32 protein-coding genes and 1 pseudogene are annotated in these 17,946 nt (G+C 43.6%); 16 read left to right on the top strand and 17 right to left on the bottom strand.

The features are described from left to right. Positions 1 to 241, top strand: a pseudogene (locus K6984_RS24155) (IS3 family transposase); the annotation flags it as partial. A 38-nt stretch (positions 242 to 279) separates the two neighbouring features. Then, a complete protein-coding gene (locus K6984_RS24160) occupies positions 280 to 585 on the top strand; it encodes a hypothetical protein (protein WP_221896778.1) in 306 nt (101 codons plus the stop codon). Here the strand turns inward: K6984_RS24160 and K6984_RS24165 are convergent. From K6984_RS24165 to K6984_RS24170, 3 genes are all read right to left on the bottom strand, one after another. Further along, positions 495 to 1,016 carry a hypothetical protein gene (locus K6984_RS24165; RefSeq protein WP_221897761.1) on the bottom strand — a complete coding sequence of 174 codons (522 nt, stop codon included), beginning with the start codon at positions 1,014 to 1,016 and terminating at the stop codon, positions 495 to 497. The genes K6984_RS24160 and K6984_RS24165 overlap by 91 nt on opposite strands. Before the next feature lie 150 nt (positions 1,017 to 1,166). Next, the gene (locus K6984_RS34800) at positions 1,167 to 1,295 is read right to left on the bottom strand and encodes a hypothetical protein (RefSeq protein WP_263458596.1); all 129 of its coding nucleotides are present in this window, start codon (positions 1,293 to 1,295) and stop codon (positions 1,167 to 1,169) included. Between the two features lie 297 nt (positions 1,296 to 1,592). After that, positions 1,593 to 2,072, bottom strand: coding sequence for a hypothetical protein (locus K6984_RS24170; protein WP_221897762.1), 480 nt, complete (start codon positions 2,070 to 2,072; stop codon positions 1,593 to 1,595). Positions 2,073 to 2,211: 139 nt separating this feature from the next. Here K6984_RS24170 and K6984_RS24175 point away from each other — a divergent pair, with 139 nt between their 5' ends. The 4 genes from K6984_RS24175 (at position 2,212) to K6984_RS24190 (ending at position 5,185) form a co-directional block, all read left to right on the top strand. Beyond that, positions 2,212 to 2,520: a hypothetical protein gene (locus K6984_RS24175; protein ID WP_221897763.1), complete on the top strand. Its 309-nt coding sequence runs from the start codon at positions 2,212 to 2,214 to the stop codon at positions 2,518 to 2,520. Positions 2,521 to 2,747: 227 nt separating this feature from the next. Then, positions 2,748 to 3,122 carry a copper resistance CopC family protein gene (locus K6984_RS24180; RefSeq protein WP_230988278.1) on the top strand — a complete coding sequence of 125 codons (375 nt, stop codon included), beginning with the start codon at positions 2,748 to 2,750 and terminating at the stop codon, positions 3,120 to 3,122. Between the two features lie 9 nt (positions 3,123 to 3,131). Further along, positions 3,132 to 4,772: a copper resistance D family protein gene (locus K6984_RS24185; RefSeq protein WP_221897764.1), complete on the top strand. Its 1,641-nt coding sequence runs from the start codon at positions 3,132 to 3,134 to the stop codon at positions 4,770 to 4,772. Positions 4,773 to 4,897: 125 nt separating this feature from the next. Then, positions 4,898 to 5,185: a hypothetical protein gene (locus tag K6984_RS24190; protein ID WP_221897765.1), complete on the top strand. Its 288-nt coding sequence runs from the start codon at positions 4,898 to 4,900 to the stop codon at positions 5,183 to 5,185. 303 nt (positions 5,186 to 5,488) lie between these two features. On the opposite strand, the gene K6984_RS24195 is transcribed toward K6984_RS24190, so the two are convergent. After that, positions 5,489 to 5,779 (bottom strand): hypothetical protein, encoded by a 291-nt coding sequence (locus K6984_RS24195; RefSeq protein WP_221897766.1) that lies wholly within the window; start codon positions 5,777 to 5,779, stop codon positions 5,489 to 5,491. 454 nt (positions 5,780 to 6,233) lie between these two features. On the opposite strand from K6984_RS24195, the gene K6984_RS24200 reads away from it, so the two are divergent. Continuing rightward, on the top strand, positions 6,234 to 6,854 hold the full coding sequence (locus tag K6984_RS24200; protein ID WP_221897767.1) for a hypothetical protein: 621 nt from the start codon (positions 6,234 to 6,236) through the stop codon (positions 6,852 to 6,854). A gap of 24 nt (positions 6,855 to 6,878) precedes the next feature. Here K6984_RS24200 and K6984_RS24205 read toward each other — a convergent pair whose 3' ends face one another. From K6984_RS24205 to K6984_RS24220, 5 genes are all read right to left on the bottom strand, one after another. After that, complete coding sequence (locus tag K6984_RS24205) at positions 6,879 to 7,208, bottom strand: transposase (RefSeq protein ID WP_221897797.1); 330 nt, start codon at positions 7,206 to 7,208, stop codon at positions 6,879 to 6,881. Between the two features lie 187 nt (positions 7,209 to 7,395). Beyond that, on the bottom strand, positions 7,396 to 7,890 hold the full coding sequence (locus K6984_RS24210; RefSeq protein ID WP_221897768.1) for a hypothetical protein: 495 nt from the start codon (positions 7,888 to 7,890) through the stop codon (positions 7,396 to 7,398). Between the two features lie 4 nt (positions 7,891 to 7,894). Continuing rightward, a complete protein-coding gene (locus tag K6984_RS24215) occupies positions 7,895 to 8,038 on the bottom strand; it encodes a hypothetical protein (RefSeq protein WP_221897769.1) in 144 nt (47 codons plus the stop codon). Between the two features lie 27 nt (positions 8,039 to 8,065). Beyond that, positions 8,066 to 8,194, bottom strand: coding sequence for a hypothetical protein (locus K6984_RS34805; protein WP_263458596.1), 129 nt, complete (start codon positions 8,192 to 8,194; stop codon positions 8,066 to 8,068). A gap of 106 nt (positions 8,195 to 8,300) precedes the next feature. Next, positions 8,301 to 8,714, bottom strand: coding sequence for a helix-turn-helix domain-containing protein (locus tag K6984_RS24220; RefSeq protein WP_221895649.1), 414 nt, complete (start codon positions 8,712 to 8,714; stop codon positions 8,301 to 8,303). 211 nt (positions 8,715 to 8,925) lie between these two features. On the opposite strand from K6984_RS24220, the gene K6984_RS24225 reads away from it, so the two are divergent. The 5 genes from K6984_RS24225 (at position 8,926) to K6984_RS24240 (ending at position 10,752) form a co-directional block, all read left to right on the top strand. Continuing rightward, positions 8,926 to 9,189 carry a hypothetical protein gene (locus K6984_RS24225; protein WP_221897770.1) on the top strand — a complete coding sequence of 88 codons (264 nt, stop codon included), beginning with the start codon at positions 8,926 to 8,928 and terminating at the stop codon, positions 9,187 to 9,189. 308 nt (positions 9,190 to 9,497) lie between these two features. After that, a complete protein-coding gene (locus K6984_RS24230; RefSeq protein WP_221897771.1) occupies positions 9,498 to 9,923 on the top strand; it encodes a hypothetical protein in 426 nt (141 codons plus the stop codon). Then, entirely contained in the window at positions 9,872 to 10,000 is a 129-nt protein-coding gene (locus tag K6984_RS34810) for a hypothetical protein (protein ID WP_263458596.1), read from the top strand. The genes K6984_RS24230 and K6984_RS34810 overlap by 52 nt, the downstream gene beginning before the upstream one ends. Before the next feature lie 27 nt (positions 10,001 to 10,027). After that, positions 10,028 to 10,207 carry a hypothetical protein gene (locus K6984_RS24235; RefSeq protein ID WP_221897772.1) on the top strand — a complete coding sequence of 60 codons (180 nt, stop codon included), beginning with the start codon at positions 10,028 to 10,030 and terminating at the stop codon, positions 10,205 to 10,207. Beyond that, complete coding sequence (locus K6984_RS24240; protein ID WP_420831708.1) at positions 10,204 to 10,752, top strand: hypothetical protein; 549 nt, start codon at positions 10,204 to 10,206, stop codon at positions 10,750 to 10,752. The genes K6984_RS24235 and K6984_RS24240 overlap by 4 nt, the downstream gene beginning before the upstream one ends. Positions 10,753 to 10,763: 11 nt before the next feature. Here the strand turns inward: K6984_RS24240 and K6984_RS34815 are convergent, their stop codons facing one another. The 3 genes from K6984_RS34815 to K6984_RS34825 form a co-directional block, all read right to left on the bottom strand. Next, positions 10,764 to 10,895: a hypothetical protein gene (locus tag K6984_RS34815; protein WP_263458866.1), complete on the bottom strand. Its 132-nt coding sequence runs from the start codon at positions 10,893 to 10,895 to the stop codon at positions 10,764 to 10,766. Positions 10,896 to 10,922: 27 nt separating this feature from the next. Beyond that, complete coding sequence (locus K6984_RS34820) at positions 10,923 to 11,051, bottom strand: hypothetical protein (RefSeq protein ID WP_263458596.1); 129 nt, start codon at positions 11,049 to 11,051, stop codon at positions 10,923 to 10,925. Positions 11,052 to 11,308: 257 nt separating this feature from the next. Next, positions 11,309 to 11,437, bottom strand: coding sequence for a hypothetical protein (locus tag K6984_RS34825; protein WP_263458596.1), 129 nt, complete (start codon positions 11,435 to 11,437; stop codon positions 11,309 to 11,311). Between the two features lie 115 nt (positions 11,438 to 11,552). Here K6984_RS34825 and K6984_RS24245 point away from each other — a divergent pair, with 115 nt between their 5' ends. Then, a complete protein-coding gene (locus K6984_RS24245; RefSeq protein ID WP_221897774.1) occupies positions 11,553 to 11,759 on the top strand; it encodes a hypothetical protein in 207 nt (68 codons plus the stop codon). Positions 11,760 to 12,271: 512 nt separating this feature from the next. Here K6984_RS24245 and K6984_RS24250 read toward each other — a convergent pair. After that, complete coding sequence (locus tag K6984_RS24250; protein WP_221897775.1) at positions 12,272 to 12,679, bottom strand: hypothetical protein; 408 nt, start codon at positions 12,677 to 12,679, stop codon at positions 12,272 to 12,274. 76 nt (positions 12,680 to 12,755) lie between these two features. Between K6984_RS24250 and K6984_RS24255 the strand changes: the two genes are divergently transcribed. Then, positions 12,756 to 13,556 carry an undecaprenyl-diphosphate phosphatase gene (locus tag K6984_RS24255; protein ID WP_221897776.1) on the top strand — a complete coding sequence of 267 codons (801 nt, stop codon included), beginning with the start codon at positions 12,756 to 12,758 and terminating at the stop codon, positions 13,554 to 13,556. Here K6984_RS24255 and K6984_RS24260 read toward each other — a convergent pair. Beyond that, entirely contained in the window at positions 13,515 to 14,018 is a 504-nt protein-coding gene (locus tag K6984_RS24260; protein WP_221897777.1) for a Smr/MutS family protein, read from the bottom strand. The genes K6984_RS24255 and K6984_RS24260 overlap by 42 nt on opposite strands. Before the next feature lie 329 nt (positions 14,019 to 14,347). On the opposite strand from K6984_RS24260, the gene surE reads away from it, so the two are divergent. Then, positions 14,348 to 15,088 (top strand): 5'/3'-nucleotidase SurE, encoded by a 741-nt coding sequence (gene surE, locus K6984_RS24265; RefSeq protein ID WP_221897798.1) that lies wholly within the window; start codon positions 14,348 to 14,350, stop codon positions 15,086 to 15,088. Between the two features lie 245 nt (positions 15,089 to 15,333). Then, positions 15,334 to 15,993, top strand: a complete 660-nt coding sequence (locus tag K6984_RS24270) for a protein-L-isoaspartate(D-aspartate) O-methyltransferase (protein WP_221897778.1) — start codon at positions 15,334 to 15,336, stop codon at positions 15,991 to 15,993. A 23-nt stretch (positions 15,994 to 16,016) separates the two neighbouring features. On the opposite strand, the gene K6984_RS24275 is transcribed toward K6984_RS24270, so the two are convergent. From K6984_RS24275 to radA, 3 genes are read right to left on the bottom strand one after another with little or no spacing between them, the layout of a single operon-like run. Further along, the gene (locus tag K6984_RS24275) at positions 16,017 to 16,202 is read right to left on the bottom strand and encodes a hypothetical protein (protein ID WP_221897779.1); all 186 of its coding nucleotides are present in this window, start codon (positions 16,200 to 16,202) and stop codon (positions 16,017 to 16,019) included. A gap of 27 nt (positions 16,203 to 16,229) precedes the next feature. Continuing rightward, positions 16,230 to 16,358: a hypothetical protein gene (locus tag K6984_RS34830; protein ID WP_263458596.1), complete on the bottom strand. Its 129-nt coding sequence runs from the start codon at positions 16,356 to 16,358 to the stop codon at positions 16,230 to 16,232. 19 nt (positions 16,359 to 16,377) lie between these two features. Beyond that, the gene (radA, locus tag K6984_RS24280; protein WP_221897780.1) at positions 16,378 to 17,748 is read right to left on the bottom strand and encodes a DNA repair protein RadA; all 1,371 of its coding nucleotides are present in this window, start codon (positions 17,746 to 17,748) and stop codon (positions 16,378 to 16,380) included. Positions 17,749 to 17,946: the final 198 nt, after the last annotated feature.

The raw sequence follows: 17,946 nt of genomic DNA on the forward strand, positions 1-17,946 counted from the left end.
GGTAGGTGACTTTGTCGAATGGTATAACAACGAGCACCGGCACAGCAAAATAAAATTCGTCACACCTGCGGAAGGACATGAAGGAAAAGACAAAAATATTCTTGAAATGCGAGATAAATTATATCTCCAGAAGAAAAAAGAAAAAAAAGAAAAACCTTCCAGATGGTCTGGCTCAACCAGAAACTGGGATGCTACAGGGCCAGTTTCATTAAATCCTGACAGGACTGATGAAGCGGCTTAAATAATTTAGGCGAAAACTATCTTGAAAAACACCGCAGTGTGTACGAAAACAAGGGCATCAAATTTAACGTGGTGGATTACCGTGATCCAGAAACCGGAAAACTTCACCGGTTTGTGACAACCTTGCCAATGACTATTAACCCTGGAACCATTGCCATGCTGTATTTCAAGCGATGGACGATTGAAAAGACATTCAATAACACTAAAACTCGATGTTCAAGTTTTTCCATCCCATTGCCATCAAACTCTTACCTTCACCCAGCAGAACAATACTTTAATGATGCTGTTGGCCCTAAGCGGCCTAAATCTCTGCCAATCATATGTTTTCCTGATGGCATCAGTTGAAACACATCCTTTATTAATTCACCTAACTCTTTCAGCTTATCACCAGGATCTGGAAACTCTAGCAATGACGTGATGAACTCAAGCAGTACATCCATTTGAGACTTGCGCTGTAAGCTTCCTACGGTATACGCAGGTAGTTTGCTTTCAATGCGGGCTATTTGCTCTGGGTGAAGGAGAAGGCAATGGTCAAACAAAAGACTCAGAACCAGGCCACGGCTTGATCCCTCTTCATCTAATTGTTTGGCCTCACGCCCCCATCCTTCATAAAGCTTCCAGTCCTCAAAGAAAACCTCAATCAGCCATCTCAACGTATAGGCTTGAATAATATCTTGTGTGCGCCAAGTCAGGTCTGTCGCCACTAAATAGCGATAGTCGTTTTCACCGTCATATTTTAAGGCAATGACAAAGCGTTTTTTACTGTGAGAACTCACCCGCTGAAAATCAGGGAAACGGAGCCTAAGCGAAGTGATGATTTTTAGTCCGCGATAGCCGTAAGGCCGTTATTTTGTCGGAGTCTGAGCGTTAGCGAAGGTGGAGACAAAATAAAAGGCCATCCGACACGGCGTCAAGTCATTTGGAGCCTATGTTCCGACCCCTTGTTGGGTCGGGACGAGGTGACGAGGACGAATCGGGGCCGCCGGAGGCATAAGTGGTCGCGTTAAGTTTTTGCTGCTTGCTTGGGCTGGGATGCCCAAAACAAGCTTTCGCAAAAATAGCGACTCCCCGATTTAATCGTGCACTGCTGACAGTCACTTTAATCTCTTTGCCGCCACGTACACGTATTATCTGATCAATGCCTTTGTTAATCGAATTAAAGTAGCTCTCGACTGACCTTATTCTACCTCTATATTCAATATTCTGGTTTTTACGTAATTGGCTAATCACCTGCGAGCCTCCAGATTCTTTAGCGGCTTCGTCCATAAAGGCTTTTTCACCATACAGCGCATCAGCCAGTACGCCTTTAATTTTAATCAGGCTATGCGCAACTTTAAACTCTTTTAATAAGCCTAATGCAATCTCTGTTTTGGTCGGGTAGGCACTGTAATGGATGAGGTAACTAGCAGCAATAATACTATCGTTTGTCCATTAACATATCCGCCGGAGCCTTTGTGTTTCTGCTTGTAAACCTTATAAATACGTTTTGTAGACTTAGATCGTGCTCGGTCTGATTCATCAAAGGCCAACACACCTTCAGTAATGCCATAACGTTTTAAAATTAAGACCACACTCACCCGTAGCAACCAGTCCCAGGGTATACTTGCTTTACGAAACACCCAGGATAATGCGGCTACTTTGCAATCTCCAAGGCTTGCTCGCTCAAACTTAGCCCAGCAAACAGAGTTCATTAGCAGTATGCCCGTTAAACAAGTGCCCAACCAAGCGGCTTGAATCCGTGTCAAAGCGGCTCCGGGTTTTAGCTGATTGAGCGCATCATTTAAATCGTCAATATAGCTTTGGATAAAGGTGGCTGGGGCATTCATTAACATGGGATTACACCGATAAAATTACAACAACCTCAGAATACCTGATTTTACCTTCTCAATATCAAAAACTTGAACATCGAGTAAAAGTAATTTCAAGGAAACTAAAGCTTGGTCTTCCAATACCCGCTCACTTGAAAATCAAATGCGCCTGACTGCAATGAGCTATAATTTAATGCGCGTGTTTGAAGAGATTTCAAAAACACAACCGCCAGAATTGATTCATCCATCGGATAAAAAATATAGCGAGGCTCTGGAAATAAGGCAGCAACAGGCTCAAAAACGAGATCGTTTTGTGAATCCATTATTTTTCCAGGCAAGAATATCTCGTATCAGCTCGTATACCATTCGGGCAGTTCAAAACGCAATAATAACAGGAATGTCTTTACAGTGCTTTATGAGCTCTCTTGTGGCGAGGTTAGTTTCACGGCCTCAATTGATAGGGGAACACTGATGGAATTAACCTTTAATAAGCATTCATTTTCAGTATATAGTAATAATACTAAAATGCTACTGGACTGACTACCGGGGGCTGTGATCAAAAGCGGCTAGGAGTATGTAAGTATGGCTGTGTTGTTGCATACCCTCATTGTCGATGAGTGATGCATATTTCTTTATTCCACGCTAATTCAGTTATAAAATACAGGGTTTTAGTCAATTATATCTATTGGGAAGCCTTATATGCGTTTTAGAAAATGCCAGATGCAACGTTTGTTATGTGGGTTAGTACTTTTCTCTTGTTGTTATTCAGGAATGCTTAGCGCCCATGCTGTGGTGACAGACTATTCCTTAAAAATACAGCCCGTTAGCGCAGGCAAAGCTAGTCAGGTTAAATTAAACTTTAATTCTAGTATAGAACTGGGTCTATCTCAGGTTTCTCTGGTACGTACGGGGGATGTGGAAGAAGTGCTACCTGTGACGGCAGGTGAAGAACCTGGAGTGGCAATTATAGATATGCCTGCTCTGGATGCTGGTGTATATGCGCTACACTATAAAATCTTTGCGGCAGATGGACATATTACCGAAGATATTATCCATTTCACAGTTCAGCCTTAAGGAAAACAAATGGAAGGTATCGCTGATTTTTTAGACTCCATTATCGGAGGCATAGATCTCATTAGCTATTCCCTGGCAATTGGAGGCCTAATTTGGGGGCTGTTTATTTTACGTCCCTGGGAAAATACACATAAGCAAGACCCTGCACGAGATATTTTGTCAGTAAGAACGGTGCGTCTGATTTATCAAGGCGCTTTTTCATTAGCGCTGGTTCAGCTCACTAAGATTTTCCTGAAAATCTGGTTGATGGACTCTATTCTGGGCCGCTGGCCGTTTCCTGAGTTTGCTGAAACCACACAGTTTATTGGCGGCATTATTCGGTTGTTGTTAGCTTTAACTCTGGCGGGCTATGTTTATTACGTATTACGACAGCATGTAAACTCTCGAAAGCACTGGGTTAATACGGCATGTATTGCCGTATTAATGATTATTTCAGGTGCCTGGCTAGTGCATGCCGCCGGTCGGTTTGATGATCGTCTGTTGTTAATGAGTCTGACAACAATGCATCAGGTTGCAGCGGCAGCATGGATAGGTGGCGTATTTCAGTTAGTCAGTATCTGGCAATTAACTAGTCAGAAGCAAATTTCTGATAACTATTGGCCAGATAGCCTGAAGCGGTTTTCTCGAGTAGGAATGGTTACAGTAGCTGGGATTTTAATGTCTGGAGTACCTATGGCATGGGGCTATATTACTACCTGGAATGGGTTTATAGGCACGGGTTACGGCAATATTCTGCTAGTTAAGATTTTACTGCTGGCAATTGCATTGGGCTTTGCCTGGCTGAATCGTAGCGCTGTCTTGCAGTATTTCTCTTCAGCTAATAAACAGAATGTGTTCAGTCGGGTGCCTTATTATATTGAGGCAGAAACATTTGTCTTGATTACCTTATTATTTACGGCTGCGAGCCTGGCTTCACAGCCGCCTGCGATAGATATCCCTGAGTTAACTGCAACCTGGGGTGAGGTGTTACATTCATTTGCACCACGTATTCCGCGTACCACTTCACCTAGCCATGCAGCATTGCTTGCTGGAGAAGCAGGGCGTCTGGCGATTATTGGCCAAACGCCTTCAGCAGCAGCCACTGCGTGGTCTGATTATAATCATAATATTGCCGGCATTTTTGTTACTGTGATGAGTCTATTTGCCATGCTGTCTTACAGAAAGTCACTCACCTGGACGCGTTATTGGCCGATAGGCTTTATCGGTCTGGGGGTTTTTATCCTGTTACGTGCGGATGCTGAAACCTGGCCGAATGGCACCATGGGCTTTTGGGAGAGTATGCTGAAAAATGGTGAAATATTTCAGCACCGTATTGCAACTCTGTTAGTATTTTTACTGGGGGGAATGGAATTACGTGCCAGAATGACGAGTGATCCCGATAGTAAATTACCGTATGTCTTTCCTATTTTATGCGCGTTTGGCGGCTTGATGTTATTGACTCACTCGCATGTGGGCTTCCAGGCGAAAAGTTATTTTCTTATCCAGATTGGACATACCTTTATGGGCTTGTTTGCCTTGATTATGGCGATAGGGCGCTGGCTGGAATTAAAGCTGGATTCGCCCGGAAAGAACATCGCGGGTTTTATTTCTGTATTTGCTTTTTTTCAGATCGGCCTGATATTGATATTTTATCAAGAGCCGCTGTACTAGCTAACGTGTAATAATTAGTAGGTATTAGGAAGCGGGGATTTAGCCCCGATTGATATCTGCGGGGCTAAAGCCCCCGCTTCCAGTTAATGGTTATAATTCAATTCAAAACTGCTTTCAAAGTTCCTATGATAAAAGTAAGCCTAGTTAAATATCGCCTAACTGTACTTTTTGCACTGATATCGGTGCTATTTCAGATCCCCGCTTTTGCCAAAGACATAACTATAGAGGCACCCACAGTCAAAGATATTCTTAAGGTAGATAACGACAAAGAAGTAACGCAGGAAACGCCTAAGGAACAAGCGTCGTATGACCGACTAAATAGGGGAACGCCACGTGGTAGCGTGATGTCATTGTCGGAATCAATTAAGCAAGGGGGGCCGAATCTTGTTATGGATTTTCTGGATGGGGCCTGAAAATTTAAGTATTGAACCTACAGGGCATCTGGATGATGGCTTACCCAGCTACCGTGACCGGGTCGCTACGATAAACACTCCGGATGGGCCTGTGGATATCTTAATGCAAAGAGTCCCCGGCGATAAAAAAGGTGACCATATATGGAAAGTTTCTAACCGTACGGTTATGGAGATCCCCAGGCTGTATGAACTATATGGTTATGGTGAACTGGGAGATAAACTTTCTACGCTGATACCTGAATTTAAGGGGCTTGCTTTTCAGCCATGGCAAATGGTGGTATTGATAGGTATTGTAGTTGTTGCCTATCTCATTGCCTGGTTTTTGACATGGCTAGGCAGCTTATTTCTAAAACGCAGTAAATCATCCAGGTCAGAACAGCGACCGCTGAGAATCATGGAAACGGAGCTTAGCGAAGTGGTGATTTTTAGTCCCTGATAGGCGACAGGGCAATTCGCTGATTCGACGTGTGCTAGCAGCACGCGAGAGGAGCAAGAATTGCATTCCGAATAGCCGTCCAGCCAGTGAGGTAGTAATGACGAAGCGGCTTTTGTGCGTAGTCGTTGCGGACGCAGGGCGTTCAGGGCATTTCCCATCCGCTGCGTAGGTGAACGAATTATGGCGACAGGAGTCCCAGAATTTCGTGAGGTAGCATGGCGCGCCTGAGAGGTTTTTGCAGGGTCCTGTTCGCTTTATGATTCTGGTCATAATCTTTAGGAACTATTTTTACTTAACTGAAGTTTCCCAATTATTAAGTAGCTGAAATACACAATGCTGGTGTATCGAGGTTTATTTTAGGTGGTTTTGCCATGTTTATCATCAGTGTTCCCATTGAAAGAAGAAGTACCTAAACAAAGCAGCCTATAACCTACCTGAAGGTAGCACCACTCGAATATTTCCATCTTTTTGATTTTAATCACTTATAACAGCAAATAGGCACTCTGTAGGCACCGTAAAAAAACAACGAATAATTTCAAATAAAGCTTGCAATTGCCGAAAAAAATTTTCTAAAAATTTCCGTTTTAATCGCCTCATAAACGGATATCACCCATGCTTAAAGAGCTACCACTCTCTGAACATATTCACCAACACTGCAATGAAAGTATGGAACGTGCCCTGTTAGCAGAGCGTCATCCTTTGTGGGCTCGTTCATGCCCAGAGTTGAAGGATATCGACTTTATTCGCCTTGGGTTATTACGCTGTATCAGTGTAGTCGATAGTGGCCGCCATTTCCTCCAAACCAATGAACAGATTTATGGCCAGCTGCTTCCCCACTCAACGTATTTTAAATCACTGAAGTCGCATAGACGAACAAGTATGCTTGAGGCATTTGAACAGCAGAGCTATCATCTTCACGCTGAAACACTGCTATCGCAAGGCATTGATTATCTTAAAGCATTCCCAGAACTTGACGAATACACCATAGAAGCAGCGGATGGACATTTTATTGATCATGCCTGCCATACTGAAAAAAACAGCAAGGGGAAAGTTTATGCGGCCGGGGGGATTTACGCGTTGAATCTCAGAAGTGGGTTGCTCAGATTTCTTTGTCTGGTGACAAACGGAACTCAGAGGCATCAAGAAATACCTGTGTTACGAGATCATATTGAAAAGCAAAACAAGGGAAATAACAGCTCTCAGAAACATCTCTATAGTTTCTCAGATAAATAATTTCCAAATTTGGAGCGCTTAAACTTAGGCGGTAACAACGAAATCTTCCCGCAATTTTTGCATAACACAAATCACTTTACTGGCATCATACATATAAGTGTTAAAAGTTTGCACAACTGAATCATGAAGATCTTCAAAAGTTTTAAAATACTTCATATGAGTCGAATCGCGTTTCGTATTTTTCCATAATTTCTCAATCGGATTAAAATCCGGCGAGAACGCAGGGAGACGTTCTACTGTCAAACGATCTACATTAGCTAACTTAAATTCCTTAATAACACCGCTTCCATGATACGGGGCACCATCTTCCGCTGCCAGCCATGGAGAGCGAAAGCGAGGGCTGGTAGTCCCCAGAAGGCGTAGGGCCGTTGTTTTGTCGGAATCGTAGCGCTAGCGTAGGTGTAGACAAAATAAAAGGCATTCCGAAACGCCGTCCAGTCATTTGAGGGAGTGTTACGAAGCCAGCACCGAGTTTACGATGGTAATGGCGAAGTGGCACGTACGCAGGACGTCTGGGGCGCCGAAGGCATTAGTGGTCGCGTTAAGTTTTTGCCGCTTGCTTGGGCTGGGATGCCCAAAACAAGCTTTCGCAAAAATAGCGACTCCCCGCAATTAGAATAATCTTGCCTTTATAATAAGCCAGCAATTGTGTTAAAAACTCAACATAGCTTTCACCATTAAAACGCCCAGATGTTTCAGCGTGTTGTAATATCATTGGCTTATAACTCTCGATTAAGACGTTGTCGGCAATAGAATATATCGCTTCCATAAAAAGCTTCTGTGTTGGATATTTCTCATTTTTTAAGCTTTTAAGAATAGCTAAAAATTCTTGAGGCAGCCCAGCTTCTTTTAAAAGTCTAAGTGACTTTGGTTTTATCTCATAAGCCAATGATTCTCGGTATTGAAAACTCCCTCCTTCGAGTTCGATCGTACCAAACATTTTCAACCCTTTTCGAATCCCTGATGTTTTCACTGTGGGTTGCTCTCCTATTGGAGCCCAGGTTCGTGCCAATGAACCCCACATAGCAAATGACACCTCATCACCGAATAAAACGACACTCTCGCTGAAAATCAGGGAAACGTAGCCTAAGCGAAGTGATGATTTTTAGTCCGCGATAGCCGTAGGGTCGTTGTTTTGTCGGAGTCTGAGCGTTAGCGAAGGTGGAGACAAAATAAAAGGCCATCCGACACGGCGTCAAGTCATTTGGAGCCTATGTTCCGACCCCTTGTTGGGTCGGGACGAGGTGACGAGGACGAATCGGGGCCGCCGGAGGCATAAGTGGTCGCGTTAAGTTTTTGCTGCTTGCTTGGGCTGGGATGCCCAAAACAAGCTTTCGCAAAAATAGCGACTCCCCGATTTCTTCTACCGCCTTTTCCATAATGGCAGGCAATGTTTCTTCCAGCCACGTTTTTCTTTCAAGCTCGTACTTTTCTTCTTCTTGGCGATCAGTCACAAAACGAGCTTTTTGATAACTGAAGCCCAGTTTTTTCATTAGGCTTGATAAGATAGTTCAAGTTATAACGAACTTCAAATTTTAACCAAATAAGCTCGGCAATCATCGCAGTATTCCATATTCCACAATGAAATCCATTGTCTTCTGGGCCTTTCTTTATCAACTCAACCAATTTATTTTTCTGGTCTTTAGTTAACTTTGACTTCCGACCACGTCCTTGATAGTGTTGCCCTATTAACCAACCGACACCTTTATGCATGAATGTTTTCAGCCAATTTATAATGGTTTTTTCACAGACTCCCATTAGGCGTGCTATTTCTTTGATTCCCATGCATTCACTGAACCAGAGTAGAGCTTGAGTTAATCGATATAAACAAATATTACTTAGCTTGAGAGCTGTCGCCATATTTTTTTTAGTCGGTCTACAATTGACTTTGAAAAAGTGAGGGATACCATTTTTGACTGTTTCCGTTAGTGTTGGGACGAAAATTATAAGCCAGTTTCCCCTCTGTCGTTTTTGTTTGTTCGGAAATTAATTTTCTGAAAGTCTATATGTCTACGATAAAGCCGTCACCGACTTTGTCTGGTGGGATCGGCAGAAACGACATGCTAATTACATGATTTCAATGCTAAAAGAAAATTCAATTGCGACTCTGGTTGAGTCTATCCCTTTTGACTCCCGCCATGAGATCAATACAGGGGTTGAAGCATACAGTGTGTACGAAAACAAGGGCATCAAATTTAACGTGGTGGATTACCGTGATCCAGAAACCGGAAAACTTCACCGGTTTGTGACAACCTTGCCAATGACTATTAACCCTGGAACCATTGCCATGCTGTATTTCAAGCGATGGACGATTGAAAAGACATTCAATAACTGAAGTTTCCCAATTATTGAGTAGCTGAAATACACAATGCTGGTGTATCGAGGTTTATTTTAGGTGGTTTTGCCATGTTTATAGCAAACCCCTACTTAATTCCCCTTAGGCAATAGCATTTGAAACGAATGAAAAGACTGTTTTTTTCATATAGTTGTAGCATAGTTTTAATTTTACCATAAATAATTATTGGGAAACTTCAGCATTTAAGCAGTAACCAGTTTACCCTTAAACTCGATGTTCAAGTTTTTGATATTGAGAAGGTAAAATCAGGTATTCTGAGGTTGTTGTAATTTTATCGGTGTAATCCCATGTTAATGAATGCCCCAGCCACCTTTATCCAAAGCTATATTGACGATTTAAATGATGCGCTCAATCAGCTAAAACCCGGAGCCGCTTTGACACGGATTCAAGCCGCTTGGTTGGGCACTTGTTTAACGTGCATACTGCTAATGAACTCTGTTTGCTGGGCTAAGTTTGAGCGAGCAAGCCTTGGAGATTGCAAAGTAGCCGCATTATCCTGGGTGTTTCGTAAAGCAAGTATACCCTGGGACTGGTTGCTACGGTTGAGTGTGGTCTTAATTTTAAAACGTTATGGCATTACTGAAGGTGTGTTGGCCTTTGATGAATCAGACCGAGCACGATCTAAGTCTACAAAACGTATTTATTCGGGGAGTCGCTATTTTTGCGAAAGCTTGTTTTGGGCATCCCAGCCCAAGCAAGCAGCAAAAACTTAACGCGACCACTTATGCCTCCGGCGGCCCCGATTCGTCCTCGTCACCTCGTCCCGACCCAACAAGGGGTCGGAACATAGGCTCCAAATGACTTGACGCCGTGTCGGATGGCCTTTTATTTTGTCTCCACCTTCGCTAACGCTCAGACTCCGACAAAACAACGGCCCTACGGCTATCGCGGACTAAAAATCTTCACTTCGCTAAAGCTCCGTTTCCAGGATTTTCAGCGAAGGTTTACAAGCAGAAACACAAAGGCTCCGGCGGGTATGTTAATGGACAAACGATAGTATTATTGCTGCTAGTTACCTCATCCATTACAGTGCCTGTCGGTTTTTTCTTTTATATGCCGGATCCAGCCTTAAAGCAGTGGGATAAAGAAGATAAACGGTTGAAAAAGAGCGGTATAGCAAAAAAAGATCGGCCTATTAAGCCTGAACGTGACAGTGCCTACCCAACCAAAACAGAGATTGCATTAGGCTTATTAAAAGAGTTTAAAGTTGCGCATAGCCTGATTAAAATTAAAGGCGTACTGGCTGATGCGCTGTATGGTGAAAAAGCCTTTATGGACGAAGCCGCTAAAGAATCTGGAGGCTCGCAGGTGATTAGCCAATTACGTAAAAACCAAAATATTGAATATAGAGGTAGAATAAGGTCAGTCGAGAGCTACTTTAATTCGATTAACAAAGGCATTGATCAGATAATACGTGTACGTGGCGGCAAAGAGATTAAAGTGACTGTCAGCAGTGCACGATTAAAGGTGAGTTCACACAGTAAAAAACGCTTTGTCATTGCCTTAAAATATGACGGTGAAAACGACTATTTTATTCTGTGAAGTTCCCTTTTTTAATTCAATCGCTGAAAATCCTGGAAACGGAGCTTTAGCGAAGTGAAGATTTTTAGTCCGCGATAGCCGTAGGGCCGTTGTTTTTTCGGAGTCTGAGCGTTAGCGAAGGTGGAGACAAAATAAAAGGCCATCCGACACGGCGTCAAGTCATTTGGAGCCTATGTTCCGACCCCTTGTTGGGTCGGGACGAGGTGACGAGGACGAATCGGGGCCGCCGGAGGCATAAGTGGTCGCGTTAAGTTTTTGCTGCTTGCTTGGGCTGGGATGCCCAAAACAAGCTTTCGCAAAAATAGCGACTCCCCAATTCTATATAATATCTTTCTTCAGGACATAGGTGTGTATAGCTCATTTGTAGCCTCTGTAAATTGTTTGGTAGCTGTTTACTTTACACCTATCGCTGAAAATCAGGGAAACGGAGCCTAAGCGAAGTGATGATTTTTAGTCCGCGATAGCCGTAGGGCCGTTATTTTGTCGGAGTCTGAGCGTTAGCGAAGGTGGAGACAAAATAAAAGGCCATCCGACACGGCGTCAAGTCATTTGGAGCCTATGTTCCGACCCCTTGTTGGGTCGGGACGAGGTGACGAGGACGAATCGGGGCCGCCGGAGGCATAAGTGGTCGCGTTAAGTTTTTGCTGCTTGCTTGGGCTGGGATGCCCAAAACAAGCTTTCGCAAAAATAGCGACTCCCCGAGTCTTGTCTTAATTCAACAGGTGTTAGTCTAGCCAATACTTGCAGAGGGTTATGCACTTATTATACGAATTCAGGTATTTTTATTGAGTACAATATTTATGTTATGGAGTACATTTTCTAGTGCAGGTGTTCTGAATCCAGATTGTACAGCAAAAAAAGCTATTGAAAGTGCAGCGATGAAGGCTGCAGTAGGTGTTGGAGGTCGTTGTTCAGCAGCCGAAGCGGCTAAAGATACACTGGGTATTAAAGATAAGAAGCATAAGAACAAGAAGAATAAAAAGAATAAAAAGAATAAAAAGGATTAAGCATACCTCATCTCGGTCGCTGAGTTTGGAGCCTTATTAGCAAGTAATGGAGTAATGGGTGGCAGGGTCGACAGGGCCTTAATCTTGCGGGTGAAAGCCTTGTCGTATCAATTCATTTTGTCAAATTAATTACTGAAGTTTCCCAATAATTATTTATGGTAAAATTGAAACTATGCTACAACTATATGAAAAAAATAGTCTTTTCATTCGTTTCAAATGCTATTTCCTAAGGGGAATTAAGTAGGGGTTTGCTATAAACATGGCAAAACCACCTAAAATAAACCTCGATACACCAGCATTGTGTACTTCAGCTACTCAATAATTGGGAAACTTCAGTTATAGAATAGGCCTACGCGAAAGGCACTGAAATCTCTACAATCGTAAAACCGTAGTGACTGACTCTCTCCAATTAAGAGTAGGGCGGTGGTCAGTTGCTCAGCCGTGCATAAATGACCGTGATGAAAGCGCGTTATAGCCATGAGTGGCAAAAATATTTTTGATGATCAAAAAAGTTATTTTATAAAACAACTTCTCTCAGCATACGCTTCAGCTTCCTTCAGGCGGGTGCGTAAGTCTTTAGATTGCTTTGGATCGCGAAAAACTGCGCCATTTTCACCGGGTGTGCTGCGTAGCATTGTAAAGGTTGATGCGGCTTCGTATTCTGCAAAGCTCAGTTTCTCGGCGATCTTGTCGATTTTACATCCACAGGCATACTGGGTCACATAATCCAGTCTGCCGCCGTGTTTGGCGATACAGTTAAATACATATTCAACGCGGTCTCGGGTTGGGTAATCATTGGTGACAACAGTACCTGTTTCAGTCGGTTCACTATTGGTTTTTTTGTTTGATGTTGTCGAGCAGCCGGTTGTTAAGATTGTGCTTAGGGCAATGGCGCTTAAGGAAATAATTTTTTTATTCATAATGTTATAAGCCGAAGGTAAATCAAGGTAAAATATAACATTATTTTATCACTGTTTTTTATCATTAGGATTATTAATGGATATTTTTCAAGCTATAGCTTTAGCTGTTTTACAGGGACTGACTGAATTTTTACCGATTTCTAGCTCGGCGCATTTGATTTTATTACCGGTAGTAGCGGGCGGGGAAGATCAGGGGCTGGCTTTTGATGTGGCAGTGCATGTAGGGACATTAACGGCTGTTGTGGTTTATTTTCGTAAAATTTTGGCAAAAATCATTGTTGCATGGTTTGGCTCTTTGGCAGGAAAGGGGTTTAATGAGGAGGCAAAGTTAGCCTGGTATGTCGGGCTGGGAACTATTCCAGTGGGTCTGGTTGGGATTAGTTTATCGGATGCTACGCAGGAGGCATTACGTTCGCCTTTAGTTATTGCTGCAGCAACCATTGTGTTTGCTGTATTGCTGTGGTGGGCTGAAAAGCGGGCAAAAGAGCAACATGAGATTATTAGCTGGTGGGATGCAGTGATGATTGGTTTATTCCAGGCTGTTGCTCTTATTCCAGGTACGTCACGCTCGGGCATTACGATTACTGCAGGCTTGTTATTGGGATTAACGCGCGAGTATGCGGCCAAATTCTCCTTTCTGCTGTCTATTCCGGTTATTGCATTAGCGGGTTCTTTGAAAGCATTGGAGTTGTACCAGTCTGGTATAGCCGTTAACTGGAATTTTATGTTTATTGGTGCGGGTGTATCGGCAATCGTTGCTTATCTAAGCATTTCGTGGTTTTTAAGGCTACTGGACAGAATCGGCATGATGCCGTTTGTCTGGTATCGCCTGGTATTAGGTGTCGTCTTGATCGGTGTATTTGCCGGACAGGCGTAGTAGCACAATAACGGCACCCGCGCCGCCTTCTTTCTGGGCGGCGGAGAAAAAAGCCTGTACTTCCTGATGTTGCCTTAACCAGATATTAATGTCATTCTTTAATACGGGTAAATTATTTTCCGAGCGGTAGCCTTTGCCATGAATAATGCGTACACAACGGCAACCATCTTGCTCGCAATAATGCAGGAATTTGAGCAGTTCTCGCATGGCTTCTGCGCTGGTTAGGCCGTGCAAGTCCAGTTCGGCATCGAGTCCATAATGACCGCGACGCATTTTCTTCAGGACATTCTTTTGTAATCCGGATGCGGTATAGCTAAAAGTATCTTCTGCGTGTAATGCATCAACAGCTTCAGTATGTGCAAGGCTTAGCTTATCAGCAATGTGCAGGTTTTTTTTCTGTGGGAAGGGTTGGGGTTTTTGTGTGGGTACGATGCTACGTTTATCCGATTTAATAGGTGTCACTTTGCCTATGGCCTCAAGGAAGAGATCGCTATCTGGTTTTTTTCTGATTTGTCTGTCACGTTAGTATTTAACTGAATTTATTGCTAATATTAACACTTTTATGGCTGAAGTTTCCCAATAATTATTTATGGTAAAATTGAAACTATGCTACAACTATATGAAAAAATAGTCTTTTCATTCGTTTCAAATGCTATTGCCTAAGGGGAATTAAGTAGGGGTTTGCTATAAACATGGCAAAACCACCTAAAATAAACCTCGATACACCAGCATTGTGTATTTCAGCTACTCAATAATTGGGAAACTTCAGTTTTATGGGTCGTAATAAAAAAATGCATATTCTGCTGAGTAATGATGATGGATATTTAGCGCAAGGGCTTATTGCGCTGGCTAATGGACTGCAATCCTTTGCAGATATTTCAGTAGTTGCACCCGATAAAAACCGCAGTGCGGCAAGTAATTCCTTAACACTGGAAATGCCCTTACGTGCCCATCAAACTGATAATGGTTTTATTAAAGTCGATGGTACGCCGACAGATTGCGTACATCTGGCAATAACCGGCTTATTAGATAACGAGCCCGATATGGTTTTTGCCGGAATTAACCATGGCGCTAATCTGGGTGATGATGTGTTATATTCAGGCACTGTCGCGGCGGCAACCGAAGGGCGTTTTTTAGGCTTGCCTGCTGTTGCCATTTCCATGGTGAGCAGCGACCCGCAGTATTTTGATACGGCTGTTAAAGTCGCAGTGAACATTTTACAGCGCTTGCTGGAGCAGCCTTTGGCAAAGGATGTACTGTTAAATATTAATGTGCCTGATCTTCCCTGGTCTGAAATAAAAGGCTTTCAATCGACTCGCCTGGGTCAGCGGCATAAGGCAGAGCCGGTTATTAAAACCTCGGATCCACGCGGTAGAACAATCTACTGGGTAGGGCCTCCAGGCGCTGAACAGGATGCCGGACCAGGCACCGATTTTTATGCAGTAGCTCAGGGCTATGTCTCTGTGACTCCATTGCAACTGGATTTAACGCGTTATGATACACTTGATACATTAAAGGCATGGCTGCCTTGATAAACCTTGAAACCGCAGTTGACCGCTACATAACATTGTAAACTGCTGACTATTAAAAATAATGATCGTAAAAACTCGTTACCTGTTGGGTGAGTGTCCACTGCTGCAAAGTTTTGTAAATAAATCTGTGCACGAAATCCTGCGTTACAGCTCTTGCCAAGGGCTACAGCTATTGCCTGCGAGCTGTGCTCTGACTTTCATGCACAGATTTTCCATAAATTCAGTGTTCAACTGCGGTTTCTAGGATGAACTCTAGACAAGGCATAGGCATGACATCCCGGCGCACGCGTGAGCGCATGATTAATCGCTTGATTGAGCAGGGTATTAGTAGTCATAAAATTCTGGATGCGATGCGCAATGTGCCCAGGCATTTATTTATGGATGATGCTTTAGCTAGTCGTGCTTATGAAGACACTGCGCTGCCTATCGGCCATGGACAAACTATTTCGCAGCCGTATATTGTTGCCAAAATGACTGAATTATTAATCGATCAGCGGCAGTTAAAAAATGTACTCGAAATTGGTACCGGATGTGGTTATCAGACAGCGGTCTTAGCCGACTTGATTGAGCATGTGAATACGGTGGAGCGTATTTACCCCTTATACAAACAGGCAAAAGACAGACTATGGGAGTTAGATATACGCAATGTCAGCTATTTGCATAGTGATGGCGGATGGGGGTGGGAGGCAAAGGCACCATTCGATGGTATTCTTGTTGCTGCAGCACCGCCAGAAATTCCTGAGAAGTTACTAGAGCAATTGGCTGTCGGAGGAATTATGCTGATTCCTATCGGTCGTGAGCGCGGTGTACAGGAATTGCAGAGAGTGGTACGTACTGAGTCAGGTTATGAAATAGAAAGCCTGGAGCCAGTGAGCTTTGTGCCGTTTTTATCGGGCAGGAGTTAAATTATAAGCCTGTAAAATAGGATTTAATCACTGAAGAAACGCTGAATCCATAATCCTGGAAGTATGAACTTGGTGGCGTATTGCTGACGCTGAAAATCAGGGAAACGGAGCCTAAGCGAAGTGATGATTTTTAGTCCGCGATAGCCGTAGGGCCGTTGTTTTGTCGGAGTCTGAGCGTTAGCGAAGGTGGAGACAAAATAAAAGGCCATCCGACACGGCGTCAAGTCATTTGGAGCCTATGTTCCGACCCCTTGTTGGGTCGGGACGAGGTGACGAGGACGAATCGGGGCCGCCGGAGGCATAAGTGGTCGCGTTAAGTTTTTGCTGCTTGCTTGGGCTGGGATGCCCAAAACAAGCTTTCGCAAAAATAGCGACTCCCCGCAATTAACTGATATCATCAAGAGCTGACAGTGCTTCAGTTAAACTGCTAACAGGAAAAATCTGTAGTCCAGGGATGGTCTTTTTAGGGGCGTTAGCTTTGGGGATAATGGCCTTTTTAAAACCATGTTTTGCAGCATCATTTAAGCGAGCATAACCATTGGCAACCGGTCTAATTTCACCATTTAAGCCAAGCTCGCCAAAGAAAAAACTATCGTGTGGCACAACCGTATCTTTCAGGCTGGAAACAATGCTGATCAGGATAGCGAGGTCAGAACTAGTCTCGGTTACTTTTATACCGCCCACGACATTGGCGTAGATTTCATCACTAGCAGTGAATATTCCACCGTGACGGGTTAAGATTGCCAGTAACATAGCGAGCCGGTTTTGATCAAAGCCTACGGCTAATCTGCGTGGATTGCCGTATTGGCATTCGGTGACTAATGCCTGTATTTCAACTAGTAATGGACGAGTACCTTCCCATAAAACGGTGACGACACTGCCCGGTGAGGGTTTTTCAGTACGGTTTAGAAACATTGCAGACGGGTTTTTAACTTCTTTTAGTCCGCTGCCATCCATAGCAAAAAAACCTAATTCGCCAACACTGCCAAAGCGGTTCTTATCTGCACGCAGTACTCTGAATCGGGCATCATCAGTGGAGGCAAGGATAAGCTGGGTGTCAACGATATGACTTAAGGTCATAGGCCCTGCAAGGGACTGATCCTTAGTCACATGTCCTACCATAAATACCGAGACCGCATTTTTTTTTGCGTATTGAGTAAGGTAGCTGGCTGATTCTTTAACCTGGGAAACTGAGCCCGGAGTGGATTCTGATGTGTGCGTATGCATGACCTGAATAGAGTCGATTACCAGAATTTTGGGCTGAATTTCATCCAGTGTATTGCAAATACTTTGCACCGAGGTTTCTGTTAGCATATGAATTTTATTCAGCGGTAAACCCAGGCGAATGGCACGTTCAGCAATCTGTTGCAAAGATTCTTCACCTGAGACATACAAGACGCTGATCTGCTGGTCTGCAAGTTTAGCGATAACCTGTAAGAGTAAGGTGCTTTTTCCTGCGCCTGGGCTGCCGCCTATCAACACCATGCTACCGCGTACAATGCCACCGCCTAGTACCCGGTCAAACTCGGAAATGCCTGTTGCCAGACGCTCAGTTTTCGCCAGGGTAACTTCAGAGAGCAATTGTACGGTGCTTTTTGTGCCGCTATACCCCAGATGTTGTGTGCTGCCTGTATCATTACCCAGGCGTACTTCCTTAATTGTGTTCCAGGCTTTGCAGGCACTGCACTGGCCTGCCCAGCGGGGTGAGCCAGCACCACAATCTGTGCATACAAATGCAGTTATTTTTTTTGCCATGGATTGTTTTATTATGATGTAGGGTCGCGCTCATTATGCATTACCAGCAGGCTAAAGCGCCATTCTGCAAATGATGAATTTTTCAGGGAGATATATAAAAGGCAATGTAAATTAACAGCAGTGCATTAGTGCAATAAGCTTTCTATCCAGTAATGCTCTATTTGCCAGATTAAGCTTAACGAAATGGCTTGGCGCTGA

The organism is Bathymodiolus japonicus methanotrophic gill symbiont, from assembly GCF_019721995.1.
Classification (GTDB): domain Bacteria; phylum Pseudomonadota; class Gammaproteobacteria; order Methylococcales; family Methylomonadaceae; genus Methyloprofundus.

What these genes read in the sequence shown, in the direction of transcription:
- K6984_RS24170 (WP_221897762.1), bottom strand. Translation starts at nt 2,072, where the DNA reads ATGTTAATGAATGCCCCAGCCACCTTTATCCAAAGCTATATTGACGAT.
- K6984_RS24175 (WP_221897763.1), top strand. Translation starts at nt 2,212, where the DNA reads ATGCGCCTGACTGCAATGAGCTATAATTTAATGCGCGTGTTTGAAGAG.
- K6984_RS24180 (WP_230988278.1), top strand. Translation starts at nt 2,748, where the DNA reads ATGCGTTTTAGAAAATGCCAGATGCAACGTTTGTTATGTGGGTTAGTA.
- K6984_RS24185 (WP_221897764.1), top strand. Translation starts at nt 3,132, where the DNA reads ATGGAAGGTATCGCTGATTTTTTAGACTCCATTATCGGAGGCATAGAT.
- K6984_RS24190 (WP_221897765.1), top strand. Translation starts at nt 4,898, where the DNA reads ATGATAAAAGTAAGCCTAGTTAAATATCGCCTAACTGTACTTTTTGCA.
- K6984_RS24195 (WP_221897766.1), bottom strand. Translation starts at nt 5,779, where the DNA reads ATGGGAAATGCCCTGAACGCCCTGCGTCCGCAACGACTACGCACAAAA.
- K6984_RS24200 (WP_221897767.1), top strand. Translation starts at nt 6,234, where the DNA reads ATGCTTAAAGAGCTACCACTCTCTGAACATATTCACCAACACTGCAAT.
- K6984_RS24215 (WP_221897769.1), bottom strand. Translation starts at nt 8,038, where the DNA reads ATGGCCTTTTATTTTGTCTCCACCTTCGCTAACGCTCAGACTCCGACA.
- K6984_RS24220 (WP_221895649.1), bottom strand. Translation starts at nt 8,714, where the DNA reads ATGGCGACAGCTCTCAAGCTAAGTAATATTTGTTTATATCGATTAACT.
- K6984_RS24225 (WP_221897770.1), top strand. Translation starts at nt 8,926, where the DNA reads ATGATTTCAATGCTAAAAGAAAATTCAATTGCGACTCTGGTTGAGTCT.
- K6984_RS24230 (WP_221897771.1), top strand. Translation starts at nt 9,498, where the DNA reads ATGTTAATGAATGCCCCAGCCACCTTTATCCAAAGCTATATTGACGAT.
- K6984_RS24235 (WP_221897772.1), top strand. Translation starts at nt 10,028, where the DNA reads ATGGCCTTTTATTTTGTCTCCACCTTCGCTAACGCTCAGACTCCGACA.
- K6984_RS34815 (WP_263458866.1), bottom strand. Translation starts at nt 10,895, where the DNA reads ATGGCCTTTTATTTTGTCTCCACCTTCGCTAACGCTCAGACTCCGAAA.
- K6984_RS24245 (WP_221897774.1), top strand. Translation starts at nt 11,553, where the DNA reads ATGTTATGGAGTACATTTTCTAGTGCAGGTGTTCTGAATCCAGATTGT.
- K6984_RS24250 (WP_221897775.1), bottom strand. Translation starts at nt 12,679, where the DNA reads ATGAATAAAAAAATTATTTCCTTAAGCGCCATTGCCCTAAGCACAATC.
- K6984_RS24255 (WP_221897776.1), top strand. Translation starts at nt 12,756, where the DNA reads ATGGATATTTTTCAAGCTATAGCTTTAGCTGTTTTACAGGGACTGACT.
- surE (WP_221897798.1), top strand. Translation starts at nt 14,348, where the DNA reads ATGCATATTCTGCTGAGTAATGATGATGGATATTTAGCGCAAGGGCTT.
- K6984_RS24270 (WP_221897778.1), top strand. Translation starts at nt 15,334, where the DNA reads ATGAACTCTAGACAAGGCATAGGCATGACATCCCGGCGCACGCGTGAG.
- K6984_RS24275 (WP_221897779.1), bottom strand. Translation starts at nt 16,202, where the DNA reads ATGGCCTTTTATTTTGTCTCCACCTTCGCTAACGCTCAGACTCCGACA.
- radA (WP_221897780.1), bottom strand. Translation starts at nt 17,748, where the DNA reads ATGGCAAAAAAAATAACTGCATTTGTATGCACAGATTGTGGTGCTGGC.